This window comes from Sphingomonas caseinilytica, from assembly GCF_023516455.1.
Lineage (GTDB): Bacteria > Pseudomonadota > Alphaproteobacteria > Sphingomonadales > Sphingomonadaceae > Sphingomicrobium > Sphingomicrobium caseinilyticum.
On sequence record NZ_JAMGBA010000001.1, the window covers coordinates 1,236,801 to 1,261,687 of the forward strand.

The 24,887-nt window shown below is 62.1% G+C and carries 31 protein-coding genes and 1 tRNA gene; 20 read left to right on the forward strand and 12 right to left on the reverse strand.

Translation table 11 applies throughout. The features are described 5' to 3' along the window. Positions 1-101: 101 nt before the first annotated feature. A complete protein-coding gene (locus tag LZ496_RS06170) occupies positions 102-299 on the reverse strand; it encodes a hypothetical protein (protein WP_249903708.1) in 198 nt (65 codons plus the stop codon). 289 nt (positions 300-588) lie between these two features. Between LZ496_RS06170 and LZ496_RS06175 the strand changes: the two genes are divergently transcribed. Continuing rightward, on the forward strand, positions 589-1,137 hold the full coding sequence (locus LZ496_RS06175) for a hypothetical protein (protein WP_249903709.1): 549 nt from the start codon (positions 589-591) through the stop codon (positions 1,135-1,137). Between the two features lie 138 nt (positions 1,138-1,275). On the opposite strand, the gene LZ496_RS06180 is transcribed toward LZ496_RS06175, so the two are convergent. Next, positions 1,276-1,365: transfer RNA gene (locus tag LZ496_RS06180), tRNA-Ser, on the reverse strand. A gap of 127 nt (positions 1,366-1,492) precedes the next feature. Here LZ496_RS06180 and hspQ point away from each other — a divergent pair. The 4 genes from hspQ to LZ496_RS06200 all read left to right on the forward strand — a co-directional run bounded on the left by hspQ (position 1,493) and on the right by LZ496_RS06200 (position 3,601). Further along, positions 1,493-1,843, forward strand: a complete 351-nt coding sequence (hspQ, locus tag LZ496_RS06185; RefSeq protein ID WP_249903710.1) for a heat shock protein HspQ — start codon at positions 1,493-1,495, stop codon at positions 1,841-1,843. 214 nt (positions 1,844-2,057) lie between these two features. After that, on the forward strand, positions 2,058-2,582 hold the full coding sequence (gene rplU / locus LZ496_RS06190; RefSeq protein WP_249903711.1) for a 50S ribosomal protein L21: 525 nt from the start codon (positions 2,058-2,060) through the stop codon (positions 2,580-2,582). Positions 2,583-2,594: 12 nt separating this feature from the next. Continuing rightward, positions 2,595-2,867, forward strand: coding sequence for a 50S ribosomal protein L27 (rpmA, locus tag LZ496_RS06195; RefSeq protein ID WP_249903712.1), 273 nt, complete (start codon positions 2,595-2,597; stop codon positions 2,865-2,867). 191 nt (positions 2,868-3,058) lie between these two features. Continuing rightward, positions 3,059-3,601 carry a GNAT family N-acetyltransferase gene (locus LZ496_RS06200; protein WP_249903713.1) on the forward strand — a complete coding sequence of 181 codons (543 nt, stop codon included), beginning with the start codon at positions 3,059-3,061 and terminating at the stop codon, positions 3,599-3,601. A gap of 136 nt (positions 3,602-3,737) precedes the next feature. Here LZ496_RS06200 and LZ496_RS06205 read toward each other — a convergent pair whose 3' ends face one another. After that, complete coding sequence (locus LZ496_RS06205; RefSeq protein WP_249903714.1) at positions 3,738-4,445, reverse strand: 2OG-Fe(II) oxygenase; 708 nt, start codon at positions 4,443-4,445, stop codon at positions 3,738-3,740. Positions 4,446-4,499: 54 nt separating this feature from the next. Beyond that, a complete protein-coding gene (locus tag LZ496_RS06210) occupies positions 4,500-5,369 on the reverse strand; it encodes a metal-dependent hydrolase (protein ID WP_249903715.1) in 870 nt (289 codons plus the stop codon). A gap of 52 nt (positions 5,370-5,421) precedes the next feature. On the opposite strand from LZ496_RS06210, the gene LZ496_RS06215 reads away from it, so the two are divergent. Both LZ496_RS06215 and LZ496_RS06220 read left to right on the forward strand, forming a co-directional pair. After that, entirely contained in the window at positions 5,422-6,012 is a 591-nt protein-coding gene (locus LZ496_RS06215; RefSeq protein ID WP_283937888.1) for a TetR family transcriptional regulator, read from the forward strand. Positions 6,013-6,024: 12 nt separating this feature from the next. After that, positions 6,025-6,357 (forward strand): VOC family protein, encoded by a 333-nt coding sequence (locus tag LZ496_RS06220; RefSeq protein WP_249903717.1) that lies wholly within the window; start codon positions 6,025-6,027, stop codon positions 6,355-6,357. Positions 6,358-6,417: 60 nt separating this feature from the next. Here LZ496_RS06220 and LZ496_RS06225 read toward each other — a convergent pair whose 3' ends face one another. After that, complete coding sequence (locus tag LZ496_RS06225) at positions 6,418-6,960, reverse strand: hypothetical protein (protein WP_249903718.1); 543 nt, start codon at positions 6,958-6,960, stop codon at positions 6,418-6,420. A gap of 118 nt (positions 6,961-7,078) precedes the next feature. Here LZ496_RS06225 and LZ496_RS06230 point away from each other — a divergent pair, with 118 nt between their 5' ends. The 3 genes from LZ496_RS06230 to LZ496_RS06240 are packed head-to-tail and all read left to right on the forward strand — an operon-like array spanning position 7,079 to position 10,030. Then, complete coding sequence (locus tag LZ496_RS06230) at positions 7,079-8,041, forward strand: hypothetical protein (protein ID WP_249903719.1); 963 nt, start codon at positions 7,079-7,081, stop codon at positions 8,039-8,041. Positions 8,042-8,087: 46 nt separating this feature from the next. Beyond that, positions 8,088-9,128, forward strand: a complete 1,041-nt coding sequence (obgE, locus tag LZ496_RS06235; protein ID WP_249903720.1) for a GTPase ObgE — start codon at positions 8,088-8,090, stop codon at positions 9,126-9,128. Next, a complete protein-coding gene (locus LZ496_RS06240) occupies positions 9,113-10,030 on the forward strand; it encodes an NAD-dependent epimerase/dehydratase family protein (RefSeq protein WP_249903721.1) in 918 nt (305 codons plus the stop codon). The genes obgE and LZ496_RS06240 overlap by 16 nt, the downstream gene beginning before the upstream one ends. Here LZ496_RS06240 and LZ496_RS06245 read toward each other — a convergent pair. Beyond that, positions 10,027-10,569 carry a Pycsar system effector family protein gene (locus LZ496_RS06245; protein ID WP_249903722.1) on the reverse strand — a complete coding sequence of 181 codons (543 nt, stop codon included), beginning with the start codon at positions 10,567-10,569 and terminating at the stop codon, positions 10,027-10,029. The two genes, LZ496_RS06240 and LZ496_RS06245, sit on opposite strands and share 4 nt — an antisense overlap. 113 nt (positions 10,570-10,682) lie before the next feature. After that, entirely contained in the window at positions 10,683-11,567 is an 885-nt protein-coding gene (locus LZ496_RS14045; protein ID WP_249903723.1) for an AraC family transcriptional regulator, read from the reverse strand. Positions 11,568-11,795: 228 nt separating this feature from the next. Here LZ496_RS14045 and LZ496_RS06255 point away from each other — a divergent pair, with 228 nt between their 5' ends. The 3 genes from LZ496_RS06255 to LZ496_RS06265 are packed head-to-tail and all read left to right on the forward strand — an operon-like array spanning position 11,796 to position 13,621. Further along, complete coding sequence (locus tag LZ496_RS06255; protein WP_249903724.1) at positions 11,796-12,671, forward strand: SDR family oxidoreductase; 876 nt, start codon at positions 11,796-11,798, stop codon at positions 12,669-12,671. A gap of 15 nt (positions 12,672-12,686) precedes the next feature. Next, positions 12,687-13,148 (forward strand): GlcG/HbpS family heme-binding protein, encoded by a 462-nt coding sequence (locus LZ496_RS06260; protein ID WP_249903725.1) that lies wholly within the window; start codon positions 12,687-12,689, stop codon positions 13,146-13,148. Beyond that, the gene (locus LZ496_RS06265) at positions 13,109-13,621 is read left to right on the forward strand and encodes a nuclear transport factor 2 family protein (protein WP_249903726.1); all 513 of its coding nucleotides are present in this window, start codon (positions 13,109-13,111) and stop codon (positions 13,619-13,621) included. Before LZ496_RS06260 ends, LZ496_RS06265 begins: the two co-directional genes overlap by 40 nt. Before the next feature lie 47 nt (positions 13,622-13,668). On the opposite strand, the gene LZ496_RS06270 is transcribed toward LZ496_RS06265, so the two are convergent. Further along, positions 13,669-14,982: an amidohydrolase family protein gene (locus LZ496_RS06270; RefSeq protein WP_249903727.1), complete on the reverse strand. Its 1,314-nt coding sequence runs from the start codon at positions 14,980-14,982 to the stop codon at positions 13,669-13,671. A gap of 227 nt (positions 14,983-15,209) precedes the next feature. Between LZ496_RS06270 and LZ496_RS06275 the strand changes: the two genes are divergently transcribed. Both LZ496_RS06275 and LZ496_RS06280 read left to right on the forward strand, forming a co-directional pair. Beyond that, a complete protein-coding gene (locus LZ496_RS06275) occupies positions 15,210-15,620 on the forward strand; it encodes an Ohr family peroxiredoxin (RefSeq protein ID WP_249903728.1) in 411 nt (136 codons plus the stop codon). A gap of 104 nt (positions 15,621-15,724) precedes the next feature. Further along, positions 15,725-16,192 (forward strand): MarR family winged helix-turn-helix transcriptional regulator, encoded by a 468-nt coding sequence (locus LZ496_RS06280; protein WP_249903729.1) that lies wholly within the window; start codon positions 15,725-15,727, stop codon positions 16,190-16,192. A gap of 6 nt (positions 16,193-16,198) precedes the next feature. On the opposite strand, the gene LZ496_RS06285 is transcribed toward LZ496_RS06280, so the two are convergent. Further along, positions 16,199-16,378 (reverse strand): hypothetical protein, encoded by a 180-nt coding sequence (locus tag LZ496_RS06285; RefSeq protein WP_249903730.1) that lies wholly within the window; start codon positions 16,376-16,378, stop codon positions 16,199-16,201. A 155-nt stretch (positions 16,379-16,533) separates the two neighbouring features. On the opposite strand from LZ496_RS06285, the gene LZ496_RS06290 reads away from it, so the two are divergent. From LZ496_RS06290 to LZ496_RS06300, 3 genes are read left to right on the forward strand one after another with little or no spacing between them, the layout of a single operon-like run. Further along, the gene (locus tag LZ496_RS06290; RefSeq protein WP_249903731.1) at positions 16,534-16,779 is read left to right on the forward strand and encodes an acyl carrier protein; all 246 of its coding nucleotides are present in this window, start codon (positions 16,534-16,536) and stop codon (positions 16,777-16,779) included. After that, positions 16,780-17,982 (forward strand): serine palmitoyltransferase, encoded by a 1,203-nt coding sequence (gene spt, locus LZ496_RS06295; RefSeq protein ID WP_249903732.1) that lies wholly within the window; start codon positions 16,780-16,782, stop codon positions 17,980-17,982. A 46-nt stretch (positions 17,983-18,028) separates the two neighbouring features. After that, positions 18,029-20,047, forward strand: a complete 2,019-nt coding sequence (locus tag LZ496_RS06300) for an ATP-binding protein (RefSeq protein WP_249903733.1) — start codon at positions 18,029-18,031, stop codon at positions 20,045-20,047. Here the strand turns inward: LZ496_RS06300 and LZ496_RS06305 are convergent. The 3 genes from LZ496_RS06305 to LZ496_RS06315 are packed head-to-tail and all read right to left on the reverse strand — an operon-like array spanning position 20,004 to position 22,290. Beyond that, positions 20,004-20,927 (reverse strand): hypothetical protein, encoded by a 924-nt coding sequence (locus LZ496_RS06305; RefSeq protein WP_249903734.1) that lies wholly within the window; start codon positions 20,925-20,927, stop codon positions 20,004-20,006. The genes LZ496_RS06300 and LZ496_RS06305 overlap by 44 nt on opposite strands. 8 nt (positions 20,928-20,935) lie before the next feature. After that, positions 20,936-21,910: a diacylglycerol/lipid kinase family protein gene (locus LZ496_RS06310; RefSeq protein ID WP_249903735.1), complete on the reverse strand. Its 975-nt coding sequence runs from the start codon at positions 21,908-21,910 to the stop codon at positions 20,936-20,938. After that, complete coding sequence (locus LZ496_RS06315; protein ID WP_249903736.1) at positions 21,910-22,290, reverse strand: DUF2141 domain-containing protein; 381 nt, start codon at positions 22,288-22,290, stop codon at positions 21,910-21,912. Before LZ496_RS06315 ends, LZ496_RS06310 begins: the two co-directional genes overlap by 1 nt. A 291-nt stretch (positions 22,291-22,581) precedes the next feature. Here LZ496_RS06315 and lptF point away from each other — a divergent pair, with 291 nt between their 5' ends. Together lptF and lptG are read left to right on the forward strand one after the other, a co-directional pair. Continuing rightward, positions 22,582-23,787: an LPS export ABC transporter permease LptF gene (gene lptF, locus LZ496_RS06320; protein WP_249903737.1), complete on the forward strand. Its 1,206-nt coding sequence runs from the start codon at positions 22,582-22,584 to the stop codon at positions 23,785-23,787. After that, a complete protein-coding gene (lptG, locus tag LZ496_RS06325; protein WP_249903738.1) occupies positions 23,784-24,881 on the forward strand; it encodes an LPS export ABC transporter permease LptG in 1,098 nt (365 codons plus the stop codon). The genes lptF and lptG overlap by 4 nt, the downstream gene beginning before the upstream one ends. Positions 24,882-24,887 lie beyond the last annotated feature (6 nt).

Below are 24,887 nucleotides of genomic sequence, written 5' to 3' on the forward strand. Positions count from 1 at the left end.
GAATGGTAAGCTGTAGGACAGAGTTTTCTGGAATGACCGCAATGGGTGGAAAGCGGTCATTAGAAAAAGCCTAGCCCACCAGCAGAATCGCCCTGTTGCGATCAGCGTCGCAAGCGCTTCGCGAACAATACGATCAAAATACCGGCGCCTGCCACGATCAACGCCTCCGCCGTGTATTTGAGTTCATATTCCGTGCCGCCGACGCCTTCGAACAAGTCGATAAAGAAAGCGCCGAAGAGGATCATGCCAACAGCGAGGCATCCCCATGTCCGGGTGTCGGAGACCTGCTGTTCGCTCATGCATCCCCCCAAGAACTGATACGCTGGTCATTTTCGAACAAATCTAGCTAAGAGTTTGAATCAGTGCACTTATTTAGATGGTTTTTAGCTATCAAAAGATAACTGAAACGGTCAGTGCCCCGGTTATATAATATTGGGTTGCCGCGATGACATAGCGGCTAGTGGCGTTCCTCAAACATTGGGGGACAGAACCATGAAATTTCATCCAACAACTACATGCGCGGTGGCGTCTGCGCTCATCGTATCATCCTTGTTCGCTGCACCGGCGATTGCCACACCTAGTTCGGGTGTGACGCCGCAGAACCTCGTGAACGGCCATTTCGGCGAGGTTGCGACGGCGCTCGTCGGCGTTGCGACGACAGCGGCGGCGGGGACGATGCAGGTGTCAGGGTCTGGGGTGTACAACGAGGCGTGCACGGTGCCCGCGGATGCAGGGGCGCCACCGGCCGACACGGGGGACTATCCACCGATCAAGATGGATGGAAGCCTGGAGGGGTGCTGGTACACCTACGTGTCGGACTCGAGGTTGCACCCAAGCGGTGCCTACCAGGAGTCGGGCACCGAGTTCTTCGTTGGTTGTCTCAACGAGACGACGTGCGGGACGTTCAGGACGACCTACACGTTCACTGGAAAGTTCACCGCGAACTTCGAGGCGGAGATCCACGGACGCTGCCAACACCCGATCGTCTCGGGCACCGGCGACTTCGCCGGCACCTCCGGCATCATCCTGTTCAAGGATGACGTCGACGACGGCGTCTTCTACTACCGGGGCAACATGAAGGACAGCGACAACGAAACGGACTGGGAGGCGCGCACTCGTAAAACGTCGGATCGGTAAGTCCAAGAGCTTACGTCCGCTTTGGGTCGAAAGCTGCCATTAGCCTCAATCCATGAATCACGCGGCGGGGAGGTGGGCGGCACTAGCTTTGCTGATCCCGCAGCCATCCACCGCCCCACTTCCGTGGGGCATTGGTTATGGCGGAGAGGGTGGGATTCGAACCCACGGTACCGTTGCCGGCACGCCGCATTTCGAGTGCGGTGCTTTCGACCTCTCAGCCACCTCTCCGCAGGAAGATCTGATACGCTGGCCGGCAGGTGCCGGGTCGGTCGGGGGCGGCCTCTAGCAGCGCCTTTGGCGGTTGCAAAGCCCGTTTCCGGCTTGCCTGCCCGTGCAGGGCAACTACATTAGGGACATGTCTGTCGTTTCCCATTCCGAGAAAGTCCCAACCGCGCGCTATGGCATCGGCGAGATGGTTCGCCACCGGCTGCTCGATTTTCGCGGAGTGATTTTCGACGTCGACCCGGTCTTCGCCAATAGCGACGAATGGTATGAGGCCATTCCCGAAGCGATGCGCCCGGCGAAGGACCAGCCCTTCTATCACCTGCTCGCCGAGAATTCGGAAAGCAGCTACGTCGCCTATGTCAGCCAGCAGAACCTGGTTGCCGACGACGAGGGCGAGCCGATCGACCACCCCGCGATCGGGACCCTGTTCGAGGGCTTTGACGGCCAGCGCTACAAGCTGAAGCCGGAACATCGCCACTAGACTCTTCGTCATTGCGAGCGAAGCGAAGCAATCCAGCGTGGATTGCCGCGTCGCCTTCGGCTCCTCGCAATGACGAATCCATGGCCGAGTTTCGGCCCTTCGGCGGTTGACAGAATCATTACCACCCCATAGGCGGCACGCTTTCCCGCGCGGGGCTCGCCCTTGCGGCGTATTTTCTTGCGCGGTCAATAAGTGACGGAAAGTGAAGAGGCCCATGTTCGCAATCGTGCGCACGGGTGGCAAGCAGTATCGCGTTGCCCCCGGAGACAAGATCGTCGTCGAAAAGCTGGACGGCAATGCCGGTGACAGCATCGACCTCACCGATGTGCTCCTTGCGGGCGAAGGGTCGGACCTGAAGTCGACCAGCGGCCTCGTCGTCGCTGCCGAGATCATTGCCCAGGCGAAGGGCGAGAAGGTCACCGTCTTCAAGAAGCGCCGCCGGCACAACTACCGCCGCAAGGCTGGCCACCGCCAGCAGCACACGATCCTGAAGATCGTGTCGATCGGTGGCAAGGGCGCCGCCAAGAAGGCCGCTCCTAAGGCTGAAGAAGCCGAGAAGCCGGCTGCTGCACCTGCGAAGGCCGAGAAGCCGGCAGCCGAAAAGAAGGCTGCTGCTCCGAAGGCCGAAAAGGCCCCGGCCAAGAAGGAAGCGGCCCCGAAGGCCGAGAAGTCGACAAAGGATGCTGCACCTGCTAAGGCGGCAGCGAAGAAGGCCCCTGCGGCCAAAGCTAAGAAGTAAGAGTCACTAGAGATGGCACATAAAAAAGCTGGCGGCTCGTCGCGTAACGGCCGCGATTCGGAATCGAAGCGCCTTGGCGTGAAGAAGTTCGGCGGAGAGCAGGTTCTCGCCGGCAACATCATCGTGCGTCAACGCGGCACGCGTTGGTACCCGGGGACGAACGTCGGCCTGGGCAAGGACCATACGCTTTTTGCACTTTCCGACGGTCGCGTGTGTTTCCGCGATGGCAAGCTTGGTCGCAAATACGTCCATGTCGAAGCCATTATGCCGGAAGCCGCGGAATAGACGGGATCGGTCGATAAAGGGCCGCTCCCGGAGGGGGCAGCCCAGACGAGACCCGAAAGGGACTTGAAAAGGGAGAAGAGGGAAGCCCCCTCCTCTCCCTTTTTCGTTTTTCACGAAGGGGACCAAATCTTCTCCCGAAACTGAAACAGAGTGGGTCTAGCCGCCCGCTCTAAAGGAGAAGGAAGTTGGTCATGTTCGCCCGTACCGAGCGACTGTTGCTGAGACCAGGCTGGGCCGAAGACGCCCCCGAACTGGCGCGTGCCATTGCCGACGAACAGGTTGTCCGCAACCTGGCGACGGCGCCATGGCCCTACGCGCTTGAAGATGCGGAGGCATTTCTTGCCGCGCCGCGCGACCCGGCAATGCCAAGCTTCCTTATTACCGAGCGGACGGACGGGGCGCCGCGCATCGTCGGATGCTGCGGTCTTGGCCGGCGGCCGTCGGGGGCGGTCGAGATGGGCTATTGGGTTGCCCGCCAGCATTGGGGCAAGGGCTTTGCGACCGAAGCCAGCAAGGCGCTGATCGAGATCGCGAAGGCGCTGAAGCTTCCGCGGCTTGAAGCATCCCACTTCGTCGACAACCCCGCTTCGGGCCGGGTGCTCGAGAAGCTGGGCTTCGTCGCAACCGGCATGAGTGCGGCTCGGTACAGCTGCGCGCGTGGCGGAGAAGCGATGTCGCGCATCTACCGCCTGTCGCTCATGGGCCGGAGCGAAGCAGAGCCGATGGCCGCCTAGCGGGTGGCCACGCAGCGGCGCGGAGTAAATCCGCGCCGTCGGTCCTGTCCGTTTCACGGCAGGCCGTCCGGGGCTCGCCAACTCTTCGCGCTGCTAGCAAATGAAAGCATTTGCTTCGCTGCGCTCGGTGGCTCGCCTAGGCCGCGTCGTGAAGGATGATGCCCAGCGTATGGCGTCGCCCTTCGCGGAGCGGGCTCACCCCGTGCCGCATTGCGACACGATAGGTGCCGCGCGTGCCCTGGACCGGGCGGTGATTGACGGCAAAGATCACCCCCTCGCCCGCTTCCAGCGGCACGACCTGGACCCGCGATTGCATGCGCGGCCGCTGCTCGGTCAGCACGAGCTCGCCGCCGGTGAAGTCGTTTCCAGGTTCTGAAAGCAGGAAAGCGGCCTGCAACGGGAAATTATGCTGGCCGTACAGGTCCTGATGCAGGCAATTATAGTCGCCCGGACCGTAGCGCAGGATGAGCGGCGTTGGGCGCACCTGCCCCGCGGCGTGGCAGCGCAGGATATACTCCTCGAAACTGGCAGGAAACGGTTCCGACACGCCCAGTGCATCCCGCCATTGGTTCGCGAGAGGAACCAGCCGTTCGTAAAGGCTCAGCCGAAGCTGGTGGATGAGCGGCGGAAGCGGATAGGCGAAGTAGCGATACTCGCCCTGGCCGAAGCCGTGCCGGGCCATGATGACGCGGCTTCGGTAGAGCCCCTCATCTTCATAGTCCGCAGCAAGGGCAGTCCGCTCGCTGTCGGTGAGTATTGGGCCCGTCGAGGCCCAGCCGCGCTCGTCGATTTCGCCTGTGATGCGGGCCCAGTCGAGCGCGGCGATTCTTGTTTCAATAGCCATCGCCGATCATCGCCGGCCCGGCTCTCCCACGCATCCCGGTCCTTGCGGTGAAATTCAGGCGGCGCGCCGTACTTTCTTCGCGCTTTGGATGCCCAGCGCCGCTTCCGCCTCGTAACGGTCGATGAGGTGGCGGTCGTCCTCATTCCAAGGGTGGAAGCCGGGCAAGAAGAATGCTGCCCAGGCCCCGAAGATCTTCCGCATCATGCCGGGCGAAACCCACATGAATTTTAGAAGCCCGAACCAGGCCTTGAAGCCGGTGATGCCGTCCTGACGAAGCAGTTCGATCGCGCCACGGGTCCGGTCGACCGTGAAGTTGCGCGTCGCCAGCAGCATGACGTTGGCCTTCACCTTCCACCGCTTGCCGCGCGGCCAATGTCGTGTCGCGTGGAGCCATGTGTCGTGGGCGACGCCCTTATGCTCAATCTCTTCGATCGCATGCCAGCGCCACATGGCGCGTGCTTCCGGCTCGGCATCGGCGAGATGGCGCGGATCGGCCAGCAGCTGATGCGCGAAAATGGCTGTGAAATGTTCCAGCGCCATGGTCGACGCGACCGCTGCGATCGGCGGCTTGGAGTTGATGAAGTCGAGCCGCCGCTGCACCTGGTCCTCAAGCGGCTTCAGATCGTATCCGCCGTCTACCGCCGCCTTGTTGAAGGCCGCATGCTCCCGGCTGTGGATCGCCTCCTGTGTGGTGAAGCCCTTGATCTCCTCGGCCAGCTTGGCCGGCGCCCCGTCGCGAAAAGCACGCACGCTTTCGACAAAGAAGGCTTCGCCCTTTGGGAAGGTTGCCGAAAGAGCGTTATAAAAGGCCGTCGCGAAGGGATCGCCGCCATGCCACCAGCGGCCCGGCTTCGATTCGCGGGCAAAGCGGCGGTCGCGGGGCGTGATGCTGAGGTCGGTAGGGGTCACACTTGCGGCGGGCATGATTACACTCCAAGCACCATGTGAAATCGAAGATAGAGAATTACTGACATAAATGTCAATAACATTACATGCTCGGAAACGCCTGTCCCCGGTTGAAAGCCGTGCGGCGGCAGTAGCGGCGGCTCGGCAGCTGCTTCGCGATGAGGGCGTGGCCGCTGTCACCCTGAAGGCGGTGGCGACGAAAATTGGGCGGACGCATGCCAATCTGCTCCACCATTTCGGGAGCGCCGCAGGACTTCATCGAGCGCTCGCGGAAGATATTGCGGCAACGGTATCCGCATCGATCAGCGAAGCCATCGGGAAGCGACGCCGCGGCGAAGCCAGCGAGCGCGACGTGGTCGATGCGATGTTCGACGCCTTCCACGCGGAACGTGTTGGCGAACTGATCGGCTGGGTTGCCCTGACCCGTCAGCGCGAGGCGCTGGAGCCGGTGATCGACACGATCCGGACCATCGTCGAGGATTTTCGCGTCTCCAGCGACACAAGGCCGATGGACAGGGTCACGCTGGGACTGGTGCTGATGGCGATCGGCGATAGCCTTGCCGGCGACGAAGTCGCGGGCGCTACCGGCCTGCCGCGCGAGGCGGTTCGCGACGACGCGGTCGGCCTGATCAAGGGAATTGTCGGCGATTCCAGCAACTGAAGGAGGCTGGCGATGAAGCTCAACTATGCGATCAAGTTCGTCAGCGACATGGACGAGGCGGTCCGCTTCTACCGAGACACGCTGGGGATGACCTTGCTGTTCCAGTCACCCTTCTGGAGCGAGTTCGATACCGGGGAAACAAAGCTCGCTTTGCACCCTGCATCGGATGAAAATCCGGCCGGAAGCGTGCAACTCGGGCTCGGCGTCGAAGATCTCGATCGCTTCCATTCAGAGGCGCAAGCCGCCGGTATCAGCTTCACCAGCGAGCCGCGCGACATGCATGGAACGCGCCTCGCTCGCTTCCTTGACCCCGATGGCGCGGAGATCACGATCGGCGGCGAATGACGCCGGCCACCGAGTACGGCGAGCTAATGGCCGCTTTCGACCCATTCCGGTCATTAGCTTCTAGCCTGTCCGAGCAGTGAAATCAGCGAAACCTTGAACGATGGCTCTGACGCAATCCTTCGGGGTTGGGCCGCCTTCCCACATGCCACGACAGGGTCCGGTGAAAATGTCTGGCCGTTCGCGCCGGAGCCATGCCATCGCCTGGCTGTATTCGGGCGGGTCATCCGAGCTGTTCCAGACTTTGACGATACGATCATCCTGAAATGCAAAGTGGAAGTTATCGGTGACATAGCGCCTAACGCCCAGCGCAGGCACGAGGTCGTCTTTCACCGTGACAGGGCAGACCGCTTCGTCCGTTTTCTCCATGCGACAAGGCTTCCGGTTGAGCACGACATAATGCCCGGCCTCGGCCCATTGCTGGTAATAGAGGGTGTCGCCCATCGAACCCGGTGCGTCTGACATGGCAATGCGAAGACGCGGCAGGTCGTACGAATAAAACGCATCTATGAATGCCTCGCTTGTAGCAAGTCGCACTTCATCCTGCGTTCGCTGGCTTGCACAGCCGCCAATGATAGCAACTAGGGCTACAAGCCATTTTTGCATCGCGTAAGCGTTGCACGCTTTATGTCCGCTTTCCACCCATTCCTGCCATTAGCATAACCGCCACGGGCCAAAATTCTTCCCTGTCCTACACGAACCAAATGGGTTATCTGCGAGTCGTATGGACGACAATCAAGCCTGCGACAGCGCCGCCCCGGTCCTTCTTACCTACGGCCGCCACGCCCCCGACGATCCGCCGCCGCTTGGGGCCTCGTCCAACCTCGAAACGATTGAAACCGAAACCCGTAACTATCGCCACGACGGCTGGACTCCGACCGCCCGAGCCTCCTTCCTCGAAACGCTGGCCAAAAGCGGCGTGGTCACCGACGCCTGCCGGGAGGTCCGGCGCAGCAGCCAGGCGGCCTATGCGCTGCGCAATCGCGACCCGCTGTTCGCCGCCGGCTGGGATGCCGCTTTGTCGATGGCCCGGGCGCGGCTGGCCGACGATCTCTTCCATCGCGCCGTCCACGGTACCGTCGATCAAATCTGGAAGGATGGGGAAGTGGTCGCGGAGCGGCATCGTCACGACAATCGCCTGTCGATCGCGGTGCTGAATCGGCTCGATGCACGCTCCGACCGCGCTCAGCGCTCCGGTGAGCCGACACTTCAGCTGGCCGCCAACTGGGAGGCTTATCTCGCCGCGCTTGCGGAAGATCGCACCGCCGACATGCGGGACATGATGGCACCACCGCCGCTCGAAATTGACGATGACTACGCCATCCTTGGGCACGGCAGCGATTCGATGTTGATCCGTCAACTTCATCAACTTCGCCAGGGAAAGGCGCTCGATGAAGCAGCGGATATCGACGATGGCGAGGAAGAAGAACGGATCTGGATCGAGGACCATAGCTGGCGCACCAACTTCCCGCCGCCCGATGGCTTCAACGGCTTTGAGGAAGGCTGCTACGGCGAGCCGGACTATAGCCGCCAATGCACGCCGGAGGAGCGCGAACTGCTCGACCGCCGCTATCCGGACGCCTTCACCGATGCGGCCACGGACCAGCGTCAGGCCGACGAAGTTGAACGCGAAGCCTTTTTCGCCGCGCTGGCGGAGGAGCTTGGTTCATTGCCAACCCCCGTTTGAAGGGCAATGCTGCCTTTTCGCCGCAATTGTCGTTAAAGCGCCCGCCATGCATTTTCTCGACCAGGCAAAGATCTTCATTCGCTCCGGCGCGGGCGGGCCGGGAGCGGTCAGCTTCCGGCGCGAGAAGTTCATCGAATATGGCGGTCCCGACGGCGGTTACGGCGGCAAGGGCGGCGACGTCATCTTCGAGGCGGTTCCAGGCCTCAATACGCTGATCGATTTTCGCTACACCCAGCATTTCAAGGCGCCGCGCGGCAAGGGCGGCGCGGGTTCGAACATGACCGGTGCCGGCGGCAAGGACCTTCTGATCAAGGTTCCGCTCGGTACGCAAATACTCGCCGATGACGAGGAACGGACGGTTCTCGCCGACTTCACCGAGATCGGCCAGCGGATCCATTTCCTAAAGGGCGGCGACGGCGGACGCGGCAATGCCAGCTACAAGACCTCGACCAACCGGGCACCGCGCCAGCACGGCACGGGCTGGCCGGGCGAGGAAATGTGGGTGTGGCTGCGCCTGAAGCTGCTTGCCGATGTCGGCCTGGTCGGGCTTCCCAACGCCGGCAAGTCGACCTTCATCAACGCCGTCACCAATGCGCGCGCCAAGGTCGGCGCCTATGCCTTCACGACCCTGCGCCCCCAACTGGGCGTCGTAAGCCATCACGGGCGAGAGTTTGTCGTCGCCGATATCCCGGGCCTGATCGAAGGCGCGGCGGAGGGCGCGGGCATCGGCGACCGCTTCCTTGGGCATATCGAGCGGTGCCAGGTCCTGCTTCACCTGGTCGACGCCAACGACAAGGATGTCGCCACCAGCTACCGTATCGTCCGCGACGAGCTGGAAGCCTATGGCGAGGGATTGGTCGACAAGCCGGTAATCGTCGCATTGAACAAGATTGATACGCTCGACGAGGAGCTGACGGCCGCGTTGACTGCCGAACTGCAGGAGGAAAGCGGCAAGCCCGTGCTCGCATTGAGCGCTGCAGGCGGAACGGGCGTGGAAGCCGTGCTCGATGCGCTGCTCGAGCGGCTGACCGTCCAGCGCGTCGAGGATGAAGGGCCCGCCGAGCCGATCGAATGGTCGCCGGTCTGAACCTCGCCATCACCGGCGCGACCGGCTTTGTCGGCGGGCGCCTCCTGGACCTGGCCCTGGCGAAGGGGCACGCGGTGCGCGCGCTCACTCGTCGCCCTCAGCAGCCGCGCGACCGCGTTACCTGGATCGACGGATCGCTGGATCGCCCCGACAGCCTCTTGGAACTGGCGATTGGCGCGGACAGCGTCATTCACGTCGCCGGAGTCATCAATGCCCCCGACCCTGCGGGTTTCGAGGCCGGCAATGTCACCGGCACGGCAGCGATGCTGGACGCTGCCGAGAAGGGCGGGGCCGAACGCTTTGTCCATGTCAGTTCGCTCGCCGCGAGAGAGCCGAGATTGTCGGCATACGGCGCCAGCAAGGCAGGATCGGAAGCGCTGGTCGCGGCTTCGCCCTTATCCTCCGCCATCGTTCGCCCGCCGGCCGTCTACGGGCCTGGTGACAAGGAAATGCTCGAGCTTTTCAGGATGGCGAGGCGAGGATTCGTGCTCCTTCCGCCGGAAGGCCGCCTGTCCGTGATCCACGTCGACGACCTTGCGCGACTGCTGCTGTCGCTCGCCGAGCCAATGGCACCGAAGGGTTTGATGATCGAACCCGACGACGGCCGCCATCAAGGCTGGAGCCATGCCGAATTCGGCCAGGCACTCGGCCGGGCACTTGGGCGCCGCGTCATGAATTTGCCGACACCGCGCCCGCTGCTCAGCCTCGGCGCGAAGATCGATCGGCTGGCACGCGGCGACAAGGCCAAGCTGACCGCGGATCGGGTCGCATACTTCTGCCACCCCGACTGGATGGTCGACCCGGGCCGCGGCGCGCCCGAGACGTTGTGGAAGCCGGCAATCGAAACTGAGCAGGGCCTGGCAGACACCGCCAATTGGTATCGCGAGGCCGGCTGGCTCTAGTTGAAGACCAGCTGGTAGATGACGGCGCAGGCGGTCAGCACCATTCCCGCCAGAAACAGCGTGAAGCTCCAGTAGAGCCAACTGAACTTGTCGTCGCGCAGCACCTTGCCATGATCGTAAAGGTCGGCCGTTAGCCGCTTGTAGGTTTCCTCTTCCGACGAGAGGACCTTCATCATCTCGGCGATATATTCCTCGCGCCGGGCATTGGTGTAGCTGCCGAAGAAGAGGATGTTGATCTTCTCCGGCGGGATCGGCTCCTTGGTCACGACCATCTTGTTCGGCCGCACCGTCATGACGCCCAGCACGGTGGCGATGAACGAGAACATGGTCAGCACCAGCAACGGAAGTCCGGCCTTGCCTTCGGAAATGTCGCTGATCGACATGGAGAAAACGACGAAGCTGGCGCCCATCAGGATCGACGCCTTGGTGTCCGCCATGCCTGACAGGGTGATGTTGGTCGCATTGGCCGCGACCAGCAGGTTGTGGACCTCCTTCGGAAAAACCGGATCGTCCGGGTTTACGAGCGGCGGCTCAGACATCGCGAATACCCCCTGCGTGACAGGCCCTTAAGCAAGCTTGGATTGCTGAAGGAAGCAAGCCTCGATTTCGGTAGTCGGGCCTTACTGGCGATTTCTCGCCTGCTCGTCCCGAATTATTGCCGGGCTGCGCGATAAGCCGATGGGGTCACTCCTATCGCCGCTCGGAAGGCCTGCGTGAACGAAGAGGGCGTTTGATACCCAACGGCGAGCGCGACGTCGGTCACCGTGAGGCGGCTATCGTCAAGGAGATCCTTGGCCCGCTCCATGCGTATCCGGACCAAATATTGATGCGGCGTGTGCCCCGTGGCCTTTCGGAAGGCGGTGCAGAAGTGAAATCGGCTGAGGCCGAGCAGGTCGGCGAGCTGCTGCAACGCGACCGCCTCGTCGAGGTGAACTTTCATATAGTCGGTGACGTGACGCACCTGACGCGGTTTGAGGCCGTGGCCGATTGACCTGTCCTGCAAGGGGAAGGCGGAATGGTCCCGCAACAGCTGCACGCAAAGAAGGTCGAGAAGCGTCTCCAGGTAAAGCCGCGAATGCGGACCGCCTTGCTTCGCTTCCGCACCGATCAGCGCCAGAATTGCGAAAAGCTTCGGGTCAGCGAAATTCAATCGCGGCAATAGCTCAGCCGGCTGTCTCAACCCCATTGCGTCCGCGCATCGTTGGAGCCGCCCGCGGCTGACGAAGACATTCGATGCGACGGGCCTGCCATCGCAATCGAAACGGCCGCCGAACCCGCGCGGAGCAATTGTAATTCCGCCCGTGACTGAAGGCGCACGGATGGAGCTTGCCCCGAACCGAACCTCCGACCAGCCATCGCCCCTAAGTGTCGGGGCAATGACATGATGCTCCATTGGGGCGACATCGTCGTGGATGGGATCGTTCACCCACGCTCGGGTCAGCATGGTGTCGTCGGCGAAGGGAAGAGGCACGATTGGAGGCGGGCGCCGCTGGATGCGGGCGATTTCGGCCAATGTATCGCGATAGGCGGCTTCCACGTCGGCACTCCCATGTCTTCAAGGGAGACCGCCAGAGGCGACACGTCCCCAACGCACAGGCAAAACGGACGGCTTCTCTCGATCGCTTCCGCCTCAAGCAGCCGCGACCGGCAACCTAGATACCAAATCGGATCGATCCCGCAATCCGGCAACAACGACCGCAATCGAGAGACAGCGCGAGTAAATATCAGCGTCTAACCAACAAGTTCCGACTCGCAAGGAGGACTTATGGCTAAGACCATTCTCATTACCGGTGCCGGCTCGGGCTTCGGCAAGGCCGCGGCAATCGGAATGGCCAGGAACGGCCACAACATCATCGCAACCGTACAGGTATCACCCCAGGTCACCCCGCTTCGCGAGGAAGCCGAGGCGCTGGGGCTTTCTGATCGCATTCGCGTCGAGCGGCTCGACCTTACCGATCATTACGACATCAGCCAGGCGCAGGGCTGGGACTTTGACGTCCTTTGGAACAATGCCGGGCAAGGCGAAGCTGGTCCGGTTTGGGAAATTCCGGTTGAGCTTGTCCGCCGCAATTATGAGGTCAACGTCTTCCTGCCGCTCGAGCTGACGCAGGGCGTGGTCCAGCGCTGGATCCGTGAGGGCACCGCCAAGGGCAAGAAAGTGGTCTTCACCTCATCAATGGGTGGGCTGTTCACGCCGGCCAACTGGGGCACTTATGTCTCGACCAAGCATGCGTTGGAGGCCATCGCCGAAGCGCTCCAGCAGGAATTGGCCGCCTACGGAATCAAGGTCCAGACGATCAATCCGGGCGCCTATTACACCGGCTATAACGAGACGATGGCGGACAATCCGTTCCGCTGGCTCGACGATGCCAAAAACTTCACCAAGCGTGCCGAACTGCGCAAGGGTTTCGACGATTTCTTCGCGACGCCGGAGGGCAAGATGGATCCGACCGAAATGATCGACCGGATGATCGAGATCGTTCCCGCCGATACCGGCAAGTTCCGCAATGTCGTGCCCAAGGTCATCGAGGAAATGCTGAAAGAGCATCAGCGGCTGGCCTGGGACGTTCGGATCGAGGGCGATGACGAAAAGGTCGAAGTGGAACTGAAGCCCGACAACCAGCCGGTCCTGACCGTCTAGACCGAGGAGCGGATCATGGAGATTTCGCAAGCGCGCTGCGACGCGGTGCTTCTGGCTGCCGAGGCCAAGGCGGCGGAAATCGGCGTGCCGATGAATATCGCCATCCTCGACAGCGGGGCCAATCTAAAGGCCTTCCTCCGCATGGACGGTGCATTGATCGGATCGATCGACATTGCGCTCAAGAAAGCGAAGACATCGGCGGTCTTCGGCATGAACACCGAGGCTGTCGGCGAATATTGCAAGCCCGGGGGTTCGTCCCCCGGTCTTGAACAGACCAATGGCGGATTGGTGGTGTTCGCGGGCGGGATTCCGCTCCGGGACGGTCAGGGCACGCTGATTGGTGCCGTCGGCGTGTCAGGGGGCGCGGTAGCGCAGGATTTCGAGGTCGCCCAGGCGGCGGCGGCGGCGCAGGACGCGCCTCAGGAAGGAGGCCTGCAATGGGAAGTCGTAGCGGCTGGTCAGCCGCAGCCGGCCTAGCGATTGCAGGAGTCCAGCTGATGATTAGCGACGCCGCACTGGCGCAGTCGGTACAGGGGATGGAAGACCATAATCGGGCACTGGTTGCGAAAGGCTTCGAGGCCTGGGCCAATGGTACGGGCAGTCCCTACGACCTGCTGGCGGAGGACGCGAGCTGGACGATCACCGGCAATTCGATGGCGTCCAGGACCTATCCGACCAAGGAAGCCTTCATGAGTGAGGTGATCCGGCCGTTCAATTCACGGATGCAGTCGCGGCTGATCCCTTCGGTTCGCAAGCTCTATGCGGAGGGTAACACCGTGATCGCCTTCTTCGATGCGCAAGGGACGGCACGCGACGGCAAGCCATATGCCAATACCTATGCGTGGATCCTTGAAATGAAGGACAGCAAGATCGTCCGCGCGACTGCCTTCTTCGACAGCATTGCATTCGACGATTTCTGGAAGCGGGTACCGGAGAAGCCAGCCCCCTAAAGCCGCGTACCCCCCGCCGGCGTCTCTCGGTGACGCCGGCGGCCCCCTTATTGACCGTAGTCGGCGCGCGGGAACTGCTTCCCGCGCTTCACGGTCAGGGTGACGCTTCGAAGGTTCTTCACATCCTCGAGCGGGTTCTTCGTCAGCACGACCATGTTGGCGAGCTTTCCGGGCTCGATGCTGCCCATCGACTTTTCCTGCCCCGCGGCCTTCGCCCCATTCAAAGTGGCCGCTGCGATCACCGCGGCGGGAGGCATGCCGGCCTGGTCGTGGAGCAGCTCGAATTCGTCGAACAGCGCGGGCCATGGCTCTTCGCCCGGCGTCTCGCCATCCGTACCCGTCGTAATCGTGACCCCGGAGCGCCAGGCCTGGTTGGTGAGCTTCCCGACCAGATCGACCGTACAATGTGGCGGCCGCTTCAGTTTCGCCGCGTCTTCGGCTGTCGGATAGACGTTCAAGGTCGCGTCGAGGATGATGCCGCGACGAGCGATCTCGCCGAACAGCTTCGACATGACCGAATTATCGCTTTTGAACAGCGATGCATCGACCGGAAAGCGATTCTGGTAGGAATCGGGCCGCTTATCCATCGCCTGGTAGGCGAGGTAGCAAGTGTGGGAGACCGTATCGACTCCAGCGGCGACGACCTCCGCCGGTGTTGCCGGGAAGACCATGCCATGCGCCCAGACCTTCATCCCCTGCCGGTGCGCTTCGGTGGTGATGGCGGCCACCCTCTCCCCGGGAAGGTTCGCGTAGATCTTGATCGCGGTGGCATAGGTTCCCTTCGATCGGGCGACGGCCAACGGCATGTCCGTCCCGTCGTCGATCGCCTGCATCCAAGGAACGGCGCCCGGTTCGGCCCCTTTCGCGACCGCGTGCGTACGGGGGTCGGTGAAGAAGCTCGGCCCTGCCATAAGGGCGGCATAGTAAATGTCCGGCGAAGCGATCTCACCGACGATCGCGGCTCGGCTGAGGTCCGAGACCTGCCGCAGATCATCGGCCATGTCGCGGATGGAGGTGACGCCGCTGTAGACGAGCCGTTCCAGCTGCAGCTCTGCGACGGGGCGATTGGGCGGCGTCGCCAGATGCTGGTGCGTGTCGATGAAGCCGGGCAGCAGATATTTGCCGCTGAGGTCGACCTGCTGGGCGCCGTTTAGCTGCGCGTCGGTCAGGCTTCGGTCGGCGATTACCGCGACGATCTTTTCGCCGTCGGTGATGACTGCCGTGTCCGGCCGAGGGGTGGAGCTTTGACCGTCGATCAAAGTCGCATGACGGTAGACGATGCGAGTGCCTGTTTCCGGCGGTTTGTACGGCGCGGCGGCCATCATCAGCAGCGATGCGGTCGCCAGTCCCAGCCGAGACAATAGGATTGATCGTCGTCTCACTTCACCCCCATCGAATTGAAAGGCCGTTTCCGGTCCCGACCATGCCTTTCCTGGCCGCCGCGAGCTAGTGCCCGATTGATCGGCACCCTAACGATGATATAAATCGTATGCGATTTAATCGATTGCGCTTGACATATATCCGACTCACGCATATTTGCCTCGCATCCGATCGAATCGGACACGATTCTAACCGAAGGAAAATGAACATGACTGCCAAGACCGTCTATTCCGGAACCACCCACAATGTTGGCGGCGCCAACGGATCGACCCGCGCCGCCGATGGCCTTTTCGATTTCCAGCTTGCCGATCCGCATCCGGCCGCCGAGAACTTCTTCGGCGCCGCCTGGTCCGGCTGCTTCATGGGCGCGATCGGTCTTGCCGCGGCACAGAAGAAAGTCGCCCTGCCCGAGGCCCCGCGGATCGATGCAACCATCGACCTTCTGATGGAAGGCGGCGAGTTCTTCCTGCGCGCCAAGCTGGACGTTACCGTCCCCGGCATCGACATCGCAGTGGCCCGAGAGCTGGTCGACATTGCTCACGAGATCTGCCCCTATTCGAAGGCGACCCGTGGCAACATCGATGTTGAAATCAACGTCCTTGAGCCCGCTTTCGCCTAAGCCCTAACTACCGGTCGGACGGCGTCGAATCTGGCGCCGTCCGCGCCGCTTTCGATTCAATCGCATACGCTTTAGACGAAAGCTCAGTTAGCCGGAGTAGATTCATGGCCCGTAGTCCAAGCCCGCCGGAAAAACTTGGCGATTTCCTTTGCTTCGCCGTCTATTCGGCAAACCTCGCCTTCGGCAGGGCCTATCGCCCTATCCTCGACAAACTCGGCCTCACCTACACACAATATGTGACGCTGATCGCTCTGGGCGAGGAAAACGACCAGACGGTCGGCGACCTGGGGGACAAGCTGTTCCTCGAGTCCAATACGCTGACCCCGATCCTCAAGAAGCTGGAAGCGCTAGGGCTTGCCGAGCGCCGACGGGACCCGGCCGACGAGCGCCAGGTCCGGGTCAAGCTGACGCCGGCGGGCCGAAAGGCGATGCAGAAGGTTGAAAGCTCGGCCGACGTGCTGCTCGAGGCTACCGGCCTTGGCAGCGATTTCGCCAAGGTCCAGCGGACCATCGCCCAGTTGCGCGACAATCTGTTGCAATCGTCCGATGCGGTGCGTGCGAAGGCCAAATAGGACTGTCTAGCGAACTTTGTGCCCGTCGATTTGGCGGTGGCGCTCCTCCGCCTCGTCGATCGCCTCCAGCAATTCCGAAAAATCCGTGGCCTGATCGACCGGCCAGAGCCGGGTAAACGTATCCCCCAGGCGTTGCACGTCGCCCTTGGTCAACAGCCCTATGGCAACAATGCGTTCGTCCGGCACGGCATTATCCCTGATTTATGTTAGAAACGCTTACCGGGGGCAGTAGTGCCTTTCGTTCCGGCTGCGAGTCTGGTTACAGGGGGCTCAACGAACCGCGCCCTGATTGCGCCCCATTCGATTGCGAAAGCGCGCCCCTGATATTAGGGACCTCTAGCATGACCGACCGCGCTAAAACCGAGGCCAAAGTGATGGCCCTGATCGAGCCCTTCAACAAGAAGGGCGTGGATGTGACCGAAGCAACCCGGTTCGCGCAGGACCTGGAATGGGACAGCCTGACCGTCCTCGATTTCGTCGCCAATATCGAAGATGAATTCGACATCGTCATCACCATGAACCAGCAGGCGGAGATCGAAACGGTCGGCCAGCTGATCGATGCGGTCGGCAAGCTCAAGGCCGACTAAGTGACCGACCTGTTCTCCAAATTCGATCCGCTGATCCAGACCCGCGAGCAGCTGCTTTCGACCGGCATCACCGATCCGTTCGGGCTAGTGATGGAGGAAGTGGTTTCGCCGACCGTCGCCATCTGCAACGGGCGCAAGACCATCCTGCTCGGCACCTATAATTATATGGGAATGACCTTCGACCCGGACGTCATCGCGGCCGGCAAGAAAGCGTTGGACGAGTTCGGGTCCGGTACCACCGGAAGCCGGGTTCTCAACGGCACCTACGCCGGCCACAAGGCGGTCGAGGATGCGCTGAAGGACTTCTACGCCATGGATCATGCCATGGTGTTTTCGACCGGATACCAGGCCAATCTAGGCATCATTTCGACGATGGCCGGCAAGGATGATTACATCATCCTCGACATCGACAGCCATGCGTCGATCTATGACGGCTGTGCGCTCGGCAATGCGCAGATCGTCCCCTTCCGCCACAATGACATCGACGCGCTCGAGAAGCGGCTGAAGCGGCTTCCGCCCGAAGCCGGCAAGCTGGTCGTCCTGGAAGGCGTCTATTCGATGCTGGGCGACATCGCCCCGCTCAAGGAAATGGTGGCTGTGTGCAAGGCCGCCGGCGCCATGGTGCTGGTCGACGAGGCGCATTCGATGGGCTTCATCGGCGAACATGGCCGCGGCGTGGCCGAGGCGCAGGGCGTGATCGACGATGTCGATTTCATCATCGGAACTTTCTCGAAGTCGGTCGGAACGGTCGGCGGCTTCTGCGTTTCCAACCATCCGAAGTTCGAGATATTGCGGCTGGTCTGCCGGCCCTATGTCTTCACCGCTTCGCTTCCGCCGAGCGTCGTCGCGACGGCCACGACATCCATCCGCAAGCTGATGCACGGCAAGGCCAAGCGCGACCATCTTTGGGAAAACAGCAAGAAGCTGCACGCCGGCCTCAAAGCGCTCGGTTTCACGCTTGGTACGGATGAGCCGCAGTCAGCGATCATTGCCGTCATCATGCCCGACCTGGAGCGCGGAGCGGCGATGTGGGAAGCCCTTCTGCACGAGGGGCTTTACGTCAATTTGGCGCGCCCGCCGGCGACGCCGGCAGGAATGACCCTGCTGCGCTGCTCGCTCTGCGCGGAACATAGTTCGGAACAGGTCGACGAGATCCTTGGGATGTTCGAAGCGGCAGGTCGGGCGACTGGCTGCATCAGCTGAGCTTTTCAGGGTTTCCCCGGAGGAATCTGCAGTTTAGACTGGCGTCATGACGCCGGGGGAAGAGCAACGGCTGGATTGGCGCCGAGGCAGTGTTGCTGCGGCGATCGCATTCGTTTCGACCATGGTCCTGCTGGGCATGGTCGTGCTGGTTGCGATTTCCAACGGTGCCCGCGACCGCGCCCTGCAGGCGGAGCGGCACGCCTATGACGTGACCTTGCTGACCCGCACGATGGACGCCAGCATCGCACGCGCGGAAGCAGCCGTTGGCCGTTACGCTCTCGATGAAGACGCGAAGACGAGCGGCAGCCGCTATTATGCGCACTGGCGGCTTGCCGGTCAGCAGCTGAACCAGCTGGAACGTTCGGTTTCCCGCGATCCCGAGCAGCGCAAGCGGGCTGAGGAATTGCGGGTGCTATTCCAGCAACGCGGCCAGCAGTTCAGCGACGTGGCGCGTTACATCGCCGGCCGACAAAAGACCTACGGCCTTAGCTATTTCTATTCGATCTCCATGAAGCCCAGCGCGGAGGTCGACGATATCGGCACGCAACTGCGCGGCAAATTATCCGAGATTGCGGATGCGGAACGTGCCGCCCTGTCCGAAAAAATCTCCGAAACCCAATTTTTCTCGGCCGAAGCCAATCGGCTGACGGATTATCTGAGCTGGCTCGGGGTCATCGTCGGCCTGTTCGGCATCTTCATGGGCTATGTTGCCGTGCAGGCCCTCCGCCAGAATGCCGCCGCCCGCAAGGAAGCGGAATCGGAATCCGAACGCGCCCAGGCGCTGGAGCTTGCGGTTCGCGATCGCACGCAGGAGCTGTGGGAGGCAAACCAGAAGCTGAAAGCCGAGGCGATCGAGCGTCTGGCGGCCGAAGCTCAGCTTCGGCAGGTCCAGAAAATGGAAGCGGTGGGCCAGCTCACCGGCGGCATTGCCCACGACTTCAACAATATGCTGGCGGTCGTGGTCGGCGGGATCGATCTGGCCCGCCGCCGCCTGAACGGCCCGCGCCGCGAGATCATGACCCACCTGACCAATGCGATGGAAGGCGCCACGCGCGCCGCCGCATTGACCCGCCGCCTGCTGTCGTTCGCCCGGTCCGAGCCGCTGATGCCCGAACGCGTCGACACGGCGGTGCTGGTTGGCGGAATGAGCGAACTGCTGGACCGCACCCTGGGTGAGCGGATCAAGGTCGTTACCGACCTGTCCGGCGACGCCTGGCCAGTGTTCGTCGACCCGCACCAGCTTGAAAATGCGATCGTCAACCTGGCGGTCAATGCGCGCGATGCAATGGAAGGGACCGGCAAGCTCAAGATCCGGTCGCTCAACAAGCATATGAAGGCCAGCGAAGTCGGGGACATCCGCGGCGGCGATTATCTGTGCATCGAGGTGACCGATACCGGTTGCGGCATGACCCCAGAGGTCAAGGAACGGGCTTTCGAGCCGTTTTTCACCACCAAGGCGGTCGGCAAGGGCACCGGCCTTGGCCTTAGCCAGATATTCGGCTTTGCCCATCAGTCCGGCGGCGAAGTCGGCATCGAAAGTTCGGTTGGCAAGGGGACAACCGTATCCATTTACCTACCTCGAACCGATGCGGAGCCAAGTAACGTCCGAGCGCATCCCGCAATGCATGCGAGGACGGAGGAAGACATGACGGTCCCTGGCGCGCGCATTTTGCTTGTCGAGGACGATCCACGGGTCCGCACCGCGACGGTCGGAGCCCTTGAGGACCTTGGCTATGAACCGGTTGCCTGCGCCAGCGGACCGGAGGCGCTGGCGCTGTTCGACAGCATGGAATTCGACCTCGTCATTTCCGACGTGATCATGCCGGAAATGACAGGGCCCGAAATGATACGCGAGCTAAAGTCTCGCCACACTGACATCGCCGTGTTGTTCGTGACGGGCTATGTTGGTGAAGGCGAAGGCGAGGATTTGATCGGCTACGACCTGCTGCGCAAGCCGTTCACGGTCAGCACCTTGTCGAGCGCTGTCGCGACCGCGCTCGCCCGGACACCGAGGGGCGCGCCTACCGAATCGCGCCGGAGCGGAGGAGCCGCGGCAGCAGGCTGATCGCCGCGAGCAGCGGGTGCCGTTTCTGCCAGGGCTTCAATTCGATGTCGGTCCCTGCGTGGCGATTGATCTTCCACGCGATATATTCCGCTCCGCCGGCATAGGTCAGGCTGGCCTTGGCCAGGCGCAAAACCGAGAGGGCCTTACCTTTCCATTGCATTCGCCTCCACTGACGCGCCATTCGATCGGCGCGTTTGAACAGAGCGACCTCTCCGTTGGAGCCTACGCCGATCAGTTCGGCGATCCGGGCGAGAGCGGCCAGTCCAAATCGTTCATAGCGCTCGGCATCTGCATCGACGACTGAAGAAGGTCGCACGCTACGCTCCGCTCGCAACTCAGCGCCGTACGTTAATGCAAAGCCACGCTTCCAAATATCGCCGGGACCGAACGGGCTAGTCAGATCCATCATGGGGAGGGTGTATTGGAATAGCGTTGGGGCGGCGTCTTGGATCACGTCAACAACACGCTCCAGGGTATCCCGATCATAAGACCATACCAATCGAGACGGCTGAGCGAAGCGCGCCCAAACTGATGTGCTGCGAGCCCTGCCGCTGACTTCTCGACGAAAGTCAGACTCGCTCAGCACTGCGTATTTTGCCGCCAGCCCGTCATGATGGAATGGGAAGACGTTTGGCGGGATCAGCCGGTTGGCGATTGCCAGCCAACGCTTGCCATACGCTGCCTGATAGTCCGACACGATCAGGTAGAAATCGAGCATCAGCCCTTCGAGCTGCTTCTCGCGAAGGCAGCTGCCGTAGAACAGCACGGCTCGGCTCGCGGCACCGTGACGCGCGGCAATCGCCTCCGCCATGGCTGTGACGCGCGGATCGACCGGCTGGCTGAGCTCGGCATTCACCAATGTGCGCAATGCGTCGGCCAACGCTGCCCTCAGGCCGCGATGCGAACGAACGACAAGGGCGGAGCCGGCTTCAGAAGGATCGGCTTGCCAAGACCGGCGCGGAAGGTTTCGCCGTCAAGGATAACGTGGCTGGCTTCACCCTCGATGGCGATCTCGTCCGCTTCCTCGACATGCACGCCGGCCAGCTTGGTGTGGCCAAGGCGCCCGACCAGGCTGGCCGCGAATGCGCGGACCATTGAAACCGGCTTTTGCTCGACGGCAACGAACTTCAATGGGCCCCGGCCGCCGGAATTCAGCTCGCTGGATAGAAGCAGCTTTTCAAGCGTCGTCACGAACAGGAAAGCGAAGCGGCCGGTAATCGTCCCCTCACGGCGCACCACGACGCTGAGCGGGCTCGGTTCCGGCGGAAGGAAGCTGGCACGCATCCCGAACACCTGGCGCATGACGACGGCGACCGCGGTGATGAAATGGCTGATGCTGTTGGGGAGGCCGAGCGGATAAATGCGCTCCCGGCAATAAAGCATGATGTCGGCGAGCCCCGCTCCGCCGAGGAACATGCCGATGACCGGCTGGATTCCGGTTTCGCCCCCGGAAAGAGCAATCAGTTCCCGCGCGACGAGGTGAGGAGACAGATCCGCATTGGCGATTTCGATGAGCCGCTCCAGCGCCTGCACCGGATCGCCCTGGGCCCCGAGATCGAGCGCGATGAGATTGGTCTTGCCGCTGGGAAGCACCGCCACGGGCGGAGCGATGTCGCCGAAGTGGCCGCCATTGAACAATTCGGTCAGCACGGCCTGGACGGTGCCGTCGCCGCCATTGATCGCGAGCACGCACGGCTCGATCAGGGCGATCGTCTTCATCGCCTCGCCGATCTGGTCGGCGCGCTCCACCTCATAGTGGAAAATGTCAGGATGCATTGCGCAGAAGGCGCGGATCCGCGGCAACTGGGCAAGATTGCCCGTCGACTTCGGATTACTGATGAGAGCAATCCGAGGCCTGTTCATCAGATACCCGCCGGGCTCACGCCGAGCCCCTTGACGTAGAGCAGGGTCACGCCAACCCGTGCCGGACCATTGCCGACCTGGAAGGCAGCCTTGGAAAATGCTGGCTTGGGATTGAGCAAGCTGACCTTCGGGTTTCGCGAATAGCCGCCGCCATCGTGACGGTCGCGCTCTCCATTGGTGTTGAGGTCGTGGTGGACTGCCACCGCGTAGCGCCCCGGTGCCGGAACGGGCACGCAGATATCCATCGACTTGGCAGTGACGGGCATCTTGGCCCTGCCGACCCGACCGTCCTTGGCCAGCCAGCGGTCGCTGCCCGGACCATAGACCGAAACTTTGACCTTGCCCCGCGCCTGCTTGAAGCCGGCGACGTGGACGAGCACCGAGGGTTTGCCCGCATTGCAGCCAGTCGCCGCAACGGCAGGAGCCGGAATTACAAGAGCAGCGGAGGCCGCAAGGAGCCCTGCTCCACCCGCCACAAGGGGAAACGACGATTTGGACATGATTTTCCCATCCGCTTCGTTATAGGCACAAACGGCGCCGCTCCCTTGCCATTCCCCCCTTATTGGAATCGGCAAGGCTTCGGCGCCCCGGTTGTCATGTCGGCTCGCTTTGCGGCCAAATCATGGTGCCGCGGAGACGAATTAAGATGTGTTTGGGGCTGGAGCCGTAAGTTGGGGTTGGTCGACCGCTATCTTGCCCGGAATATCACGGTCCCGCTGGTCGGTACGCTGATCCTCGCGGCGATGCTGCTCGTGCTCGAAAAAATGCTGCGGCTGTTCGATTTCGTGATCACGGCGGGCGGGCCGGTCAGTGTCGTCTGGCGGATGCTCGCCAATCTGCTCCCGGAATATTTCTCGCTCGGGATTCCGATCGGGCTGATGCTCGGGATCCTGCTCGCCTTTCGGAAGCTCGCGCTCAGCTCCGAGCTTGATGCGATGCGGGGGATCGGCATCGGCTACGGCCGCTTGCTTCGGGTTCCCTACATGTTTGCTGTCGGCCTGATGCTGGTGAACATCGCGATCGTCGGCTGGGTCGATCCCTATGCCCGCTACCGGTACGAAGGGTTGCGGTTCGAACTGAAATCCGGAGCGCTGGGCGCTTCGATCAAGGTCGGCGAGTTCAACGAATTCGGCAAGCGCATGACGCTCCGCATCGAACGGAGCGAGGACAAGGGGACGCGCCTGCTCGGCATCTTCACCGCCCTCGACGACAAGGCCGGGACGAAGGTCGCGGCGACCGCGGCCGAGGGGCAGTTCCTGTCCACGGACGATCCCGACACGATCATCTTCCGGTTGAAGAAGGGCCGGCTGGTTCAGGACAATCCGTCTTTCGCGACCCCGAGGACGCTGGCGTTCGAAAGTTACGACCTTCCGATCAACCTTCCGGCCATCGATCCCTTCCGCGGCCGCGGCAATGAGGAGAAGGAACTGATCCTGCCGGAGCTGGTCAGCAGGGCCTATGGCGGAACCGCTCAAACCCCCAAGGATGAGCGCTCGGCGCGGGCCAATCTTCACTTCAGGCTCGTCGAAGTGGTGATGATGATGATGCTGCCGCTGCTGGCCATCGCGCTTGCGGTGCCGCCCAAGCGAAGCACTTCGTCGCTCGGCATTTTCATCGGCATTGTGATGGTCGTGACCTACCACAAGATAAACCAGTACGCGGAAAGCGCCGGATCGCAGGGACGGCTTCAGCCGGAACTGGCGCTGTGGCTGCCGTTCCTGGCGTTCGTCGCGCTGATCCTGTGGATGTATCACGTCATCGCGCACCGCCCCGGAGGCCAGCCGATCGGCGCACTGGAAGCCGCGTTCGCGAAGATCGGCAAGCTTGTCCGCAAGGCGCTTCCCAAATCGCGTTTCCAACGAATTGAGGCGGCATGATCAACCTTGACTTCATGCCCTCGCGCCAGCTGGCGATCTACGCGGCCAGGCTGTTCCTGACGCGAAGCCTCGCGGTTCTGATCATGCTGGTCATGGTGCTGATGATGCTCGACCTGCTTGGCGAGTCAGGCAAAATCCTGAAGGTTGATGGCAATGGCGAGGCCGAGCTTTGGCGATATGTGTCGCTTCGCGTGCCCATGCTCATCTCCCGCTTCCTCCCCTTCTCGGTTTTGCTCGGCGCGCTCATCGCCTTCGTCGGCCTCAACCAGAACAGCGAAGTGGTTGCGATGAAGGCGTCGGGCTTGTCGGCGCACCAGATCCTGGCCCCGATGGTCGTCGCCAGTTTCGGCGTCGCTGTGCTGCTCTTCGCGTTCAACGAGCTGGTCGTGGTAAAGTCCGCCCGGACGGTCGCGGCATGGACCGATGCGGATTATGAGCCGATCCCGCCGGACAGCGGCATCCTGTCGAACGTCTGGATCCGCGACGGGAACGACCTGGTTCATGCCAAGCTGGTCGGTGGCCGCGGTCCGACGACCAAGCTTCGCGGCGTGACCATGTATGATCGCGAAGGCGGCGCAATCACCCGCGTCGTCGAGGCCGAGCGCGCCGAGCAAGTTGCCGGAGGCTGGCAGCTCGACAATGTGCGGACCTACGACGCGCGAATGAACGTCGTGATGCGCGCGCCTTCGATGACCGCGTTGGCAGGTGTCGAACCGTCGCGCTTTACGCTCGCCCGGGTCGATCCCAATGTGCGCGACTTCATGGCGCTGGGCGATGCGATCGATGACCTGGCGGCGGCAGGGCGACCGACCGAGGAAGCGCGCACCGGCTGGTGGCACAAGATCAGCGGACCGTTGTCGACGATGCTGATGCCGCTGCTAGCGGCTACCGCCGCCTTCGGTCTCGCGCGTTCGGGCAAGGTCCTGCTTCGAGCGACGATCGGCATGGCGCTGGGCTTTGCCTATTTCGTCGCCGACAATTTCAGCCTGGCTCTAGGCAATTACGGCGCCTACCCGCCGTTCCTCGCGGCCTGGGCGCCTTTCTTCCTGTTCTTGCTGATCGGCGAATTCGTCCTCATCCGCCAGGAAGAGTAGAAAGCG

Excerpts from the sequence above, each read along its gene's own strand:
- LZ496_RS06310 (WP_249903735.1), bottom strand. The coding sequence starts at position 21,910 with ATGAACAGGCCTCGGATTGCTCTCATCAGTAATCCGAAGTCGACGGGC.
- LZ496_RS06230 (WP_249903719.1), top strand. The coding sequence starts at position 7,079 with ATGGACGACAATCAAGCCTGCGACAGCGCCGCCCCGGTCCTTCTTACC.
- lptG (WP_249903738.1), top strand. The coding sequence starts at position 23,784 with ATGATCAACCTTGACTTCATGCCCTCGCGCCAGCTGGCGATCTACGCG.
- LZ496_RS06215 (WP_283937888.1), top strand. The coding sequence starts at position 5,422 with ATGTCAATAACATTACATGCTCGGAAACGCCTGTCCCCGGTTGAAAGC.
- obgE (WP_249903720.1), top strand. The coding sequence starts at position 8,088 with ATGCATTTTCTCGACCAGGCAAAGATCTTCATTCGCTCCGGCGCGGGC.
- rplU (WP_249903711.1), top strand. The coding sequence starts at position 2,058 with ATGTTCGCAATCGTGCGCACGGGTGGCAAGCAGTATCGCGTTGCCCCC.
- LZ496_RS06210 (WP_249903715.1), bottom strand. The coding sequence starts at position 5,369 with ATGCCCGCCGCAAGTGTGACCCCTACCGACCTCAGCATCACGCCCCGC.
- LZ496_RS06220 (WP_249903717.1), top strand. The coding sequence starts at position 6,025 with ATGAAGCTCAACTATGCGATCAAGTTCGTCAGCGACATGGACGAGGCG.
- LZ496_RS06200 (WP_249903713.1), top strand. The coding sequence starts at position 3,059 with ATGTTCGCCCGTACCGAGCGACTGTTGCTGAGACCAGGCTGGGCCGAA.
- LZ496_RS06225 (WP_249903718.1), bottom strand. The coding sequence starts at position 6,960 with ATGCAAAAATGGCTTGTAGCCCTAGTTGCTATCATTGGCGGCTGTGCA.
- hspQ (WP_249903710.1), top strand. The coding sequence starts at position 1,493 with ATGTCTGTCGTTTCCCATTCCGAGAAAGTCCCAACCGCGCGCTATGGC.
- LZ496_RS06205 (WP_249903714.1), bottom strand. The coding sequence starts at position 4,445 with ATGGCTATTGAAACAAGAATCGCCGCGCTCGACTGGGCCCGCATCACA.
- LZ496_RS06265 (WP_249903726.1), top strand. The coding sequence starts at position 13,109 with ATGGGAAGTCGTAGCGGCTGGTCAGCCGCAGCCGGCCTAGCGATTGCA.
- LZ496_RS06280 (WP_249903729.1), top strand. The coding sequence starts at position 15,725 with ATGGCCCGTAGTCCAAGCCCGCCGGAAAAACTTGGCGATTTCCTTTGC.
- LZ496_RS06300 (WP_249903733.1), top strand. The coding sequence starts at position 18,029 with ATGACGCCGGGGGAAGAGCAACGGCTGGATTGGCGCCGAGGCAGTGTT.
- LZ496_RS06260 (WP_249903725.1), top strand. The coding sequence starts at position 12,687 with ATGGAGATTTCGCAAGCGCGCTGCGACGCGGTGCTTCTGGCTGCCGAG.
- LZ496_RS06170 (WP_249903708.1), bottom strand. The coding sequence starts at position 299 with ATGAGCGAACAGCAGGTCTCCGACACCCGGACATGGGGATGCCTCGCT.
- rpmA (WP_249903712.1), top strand. The coding sequence starts at position 2,595 with ATGGCACATAAAAAAGCTGGCGGCTCGTCGCGTAACGGCCGCGATTCG.
- LZ496_RS06290 (WP_249903731.1), top strand. The coding sequence starts at position 16,534 with ATGACCGACCGCGCTAAAACCGAGGCCAAAGTGATGGCCCTGATCGAG.
- LZ496_RS06275 (WP_249903728.1), top strand. The coding sequence starts at position 15,210 with ATGACTGCCAAGACCGTCTATTCCGGAACCACCCACAATGTTGGCGGC.
- LZ496_RS06255 (WP_249903724.1), top strand. The coding sequence starts at position 11,796 with ATGGCTAAGACCATTCTCATTACCGGTGCCGGCTCGGGCTTCGGCAAG.
- LZ496_RS06240 (WP_249903721.1), top strand. The coding sequence starts at position 9,113 with ATGGTCGCCGGTCTGAACCTCGCCATCACCGGCGCGACCGGCTTTGTC.
- LZ496_RS06245 (WP_249903722.1), bottom strand. The coding sequence starts at position 10,569 with ATGTCTGAGCCGCCGCTCGTAAACCCGGACGATCCGGTTTTTCCGAAG.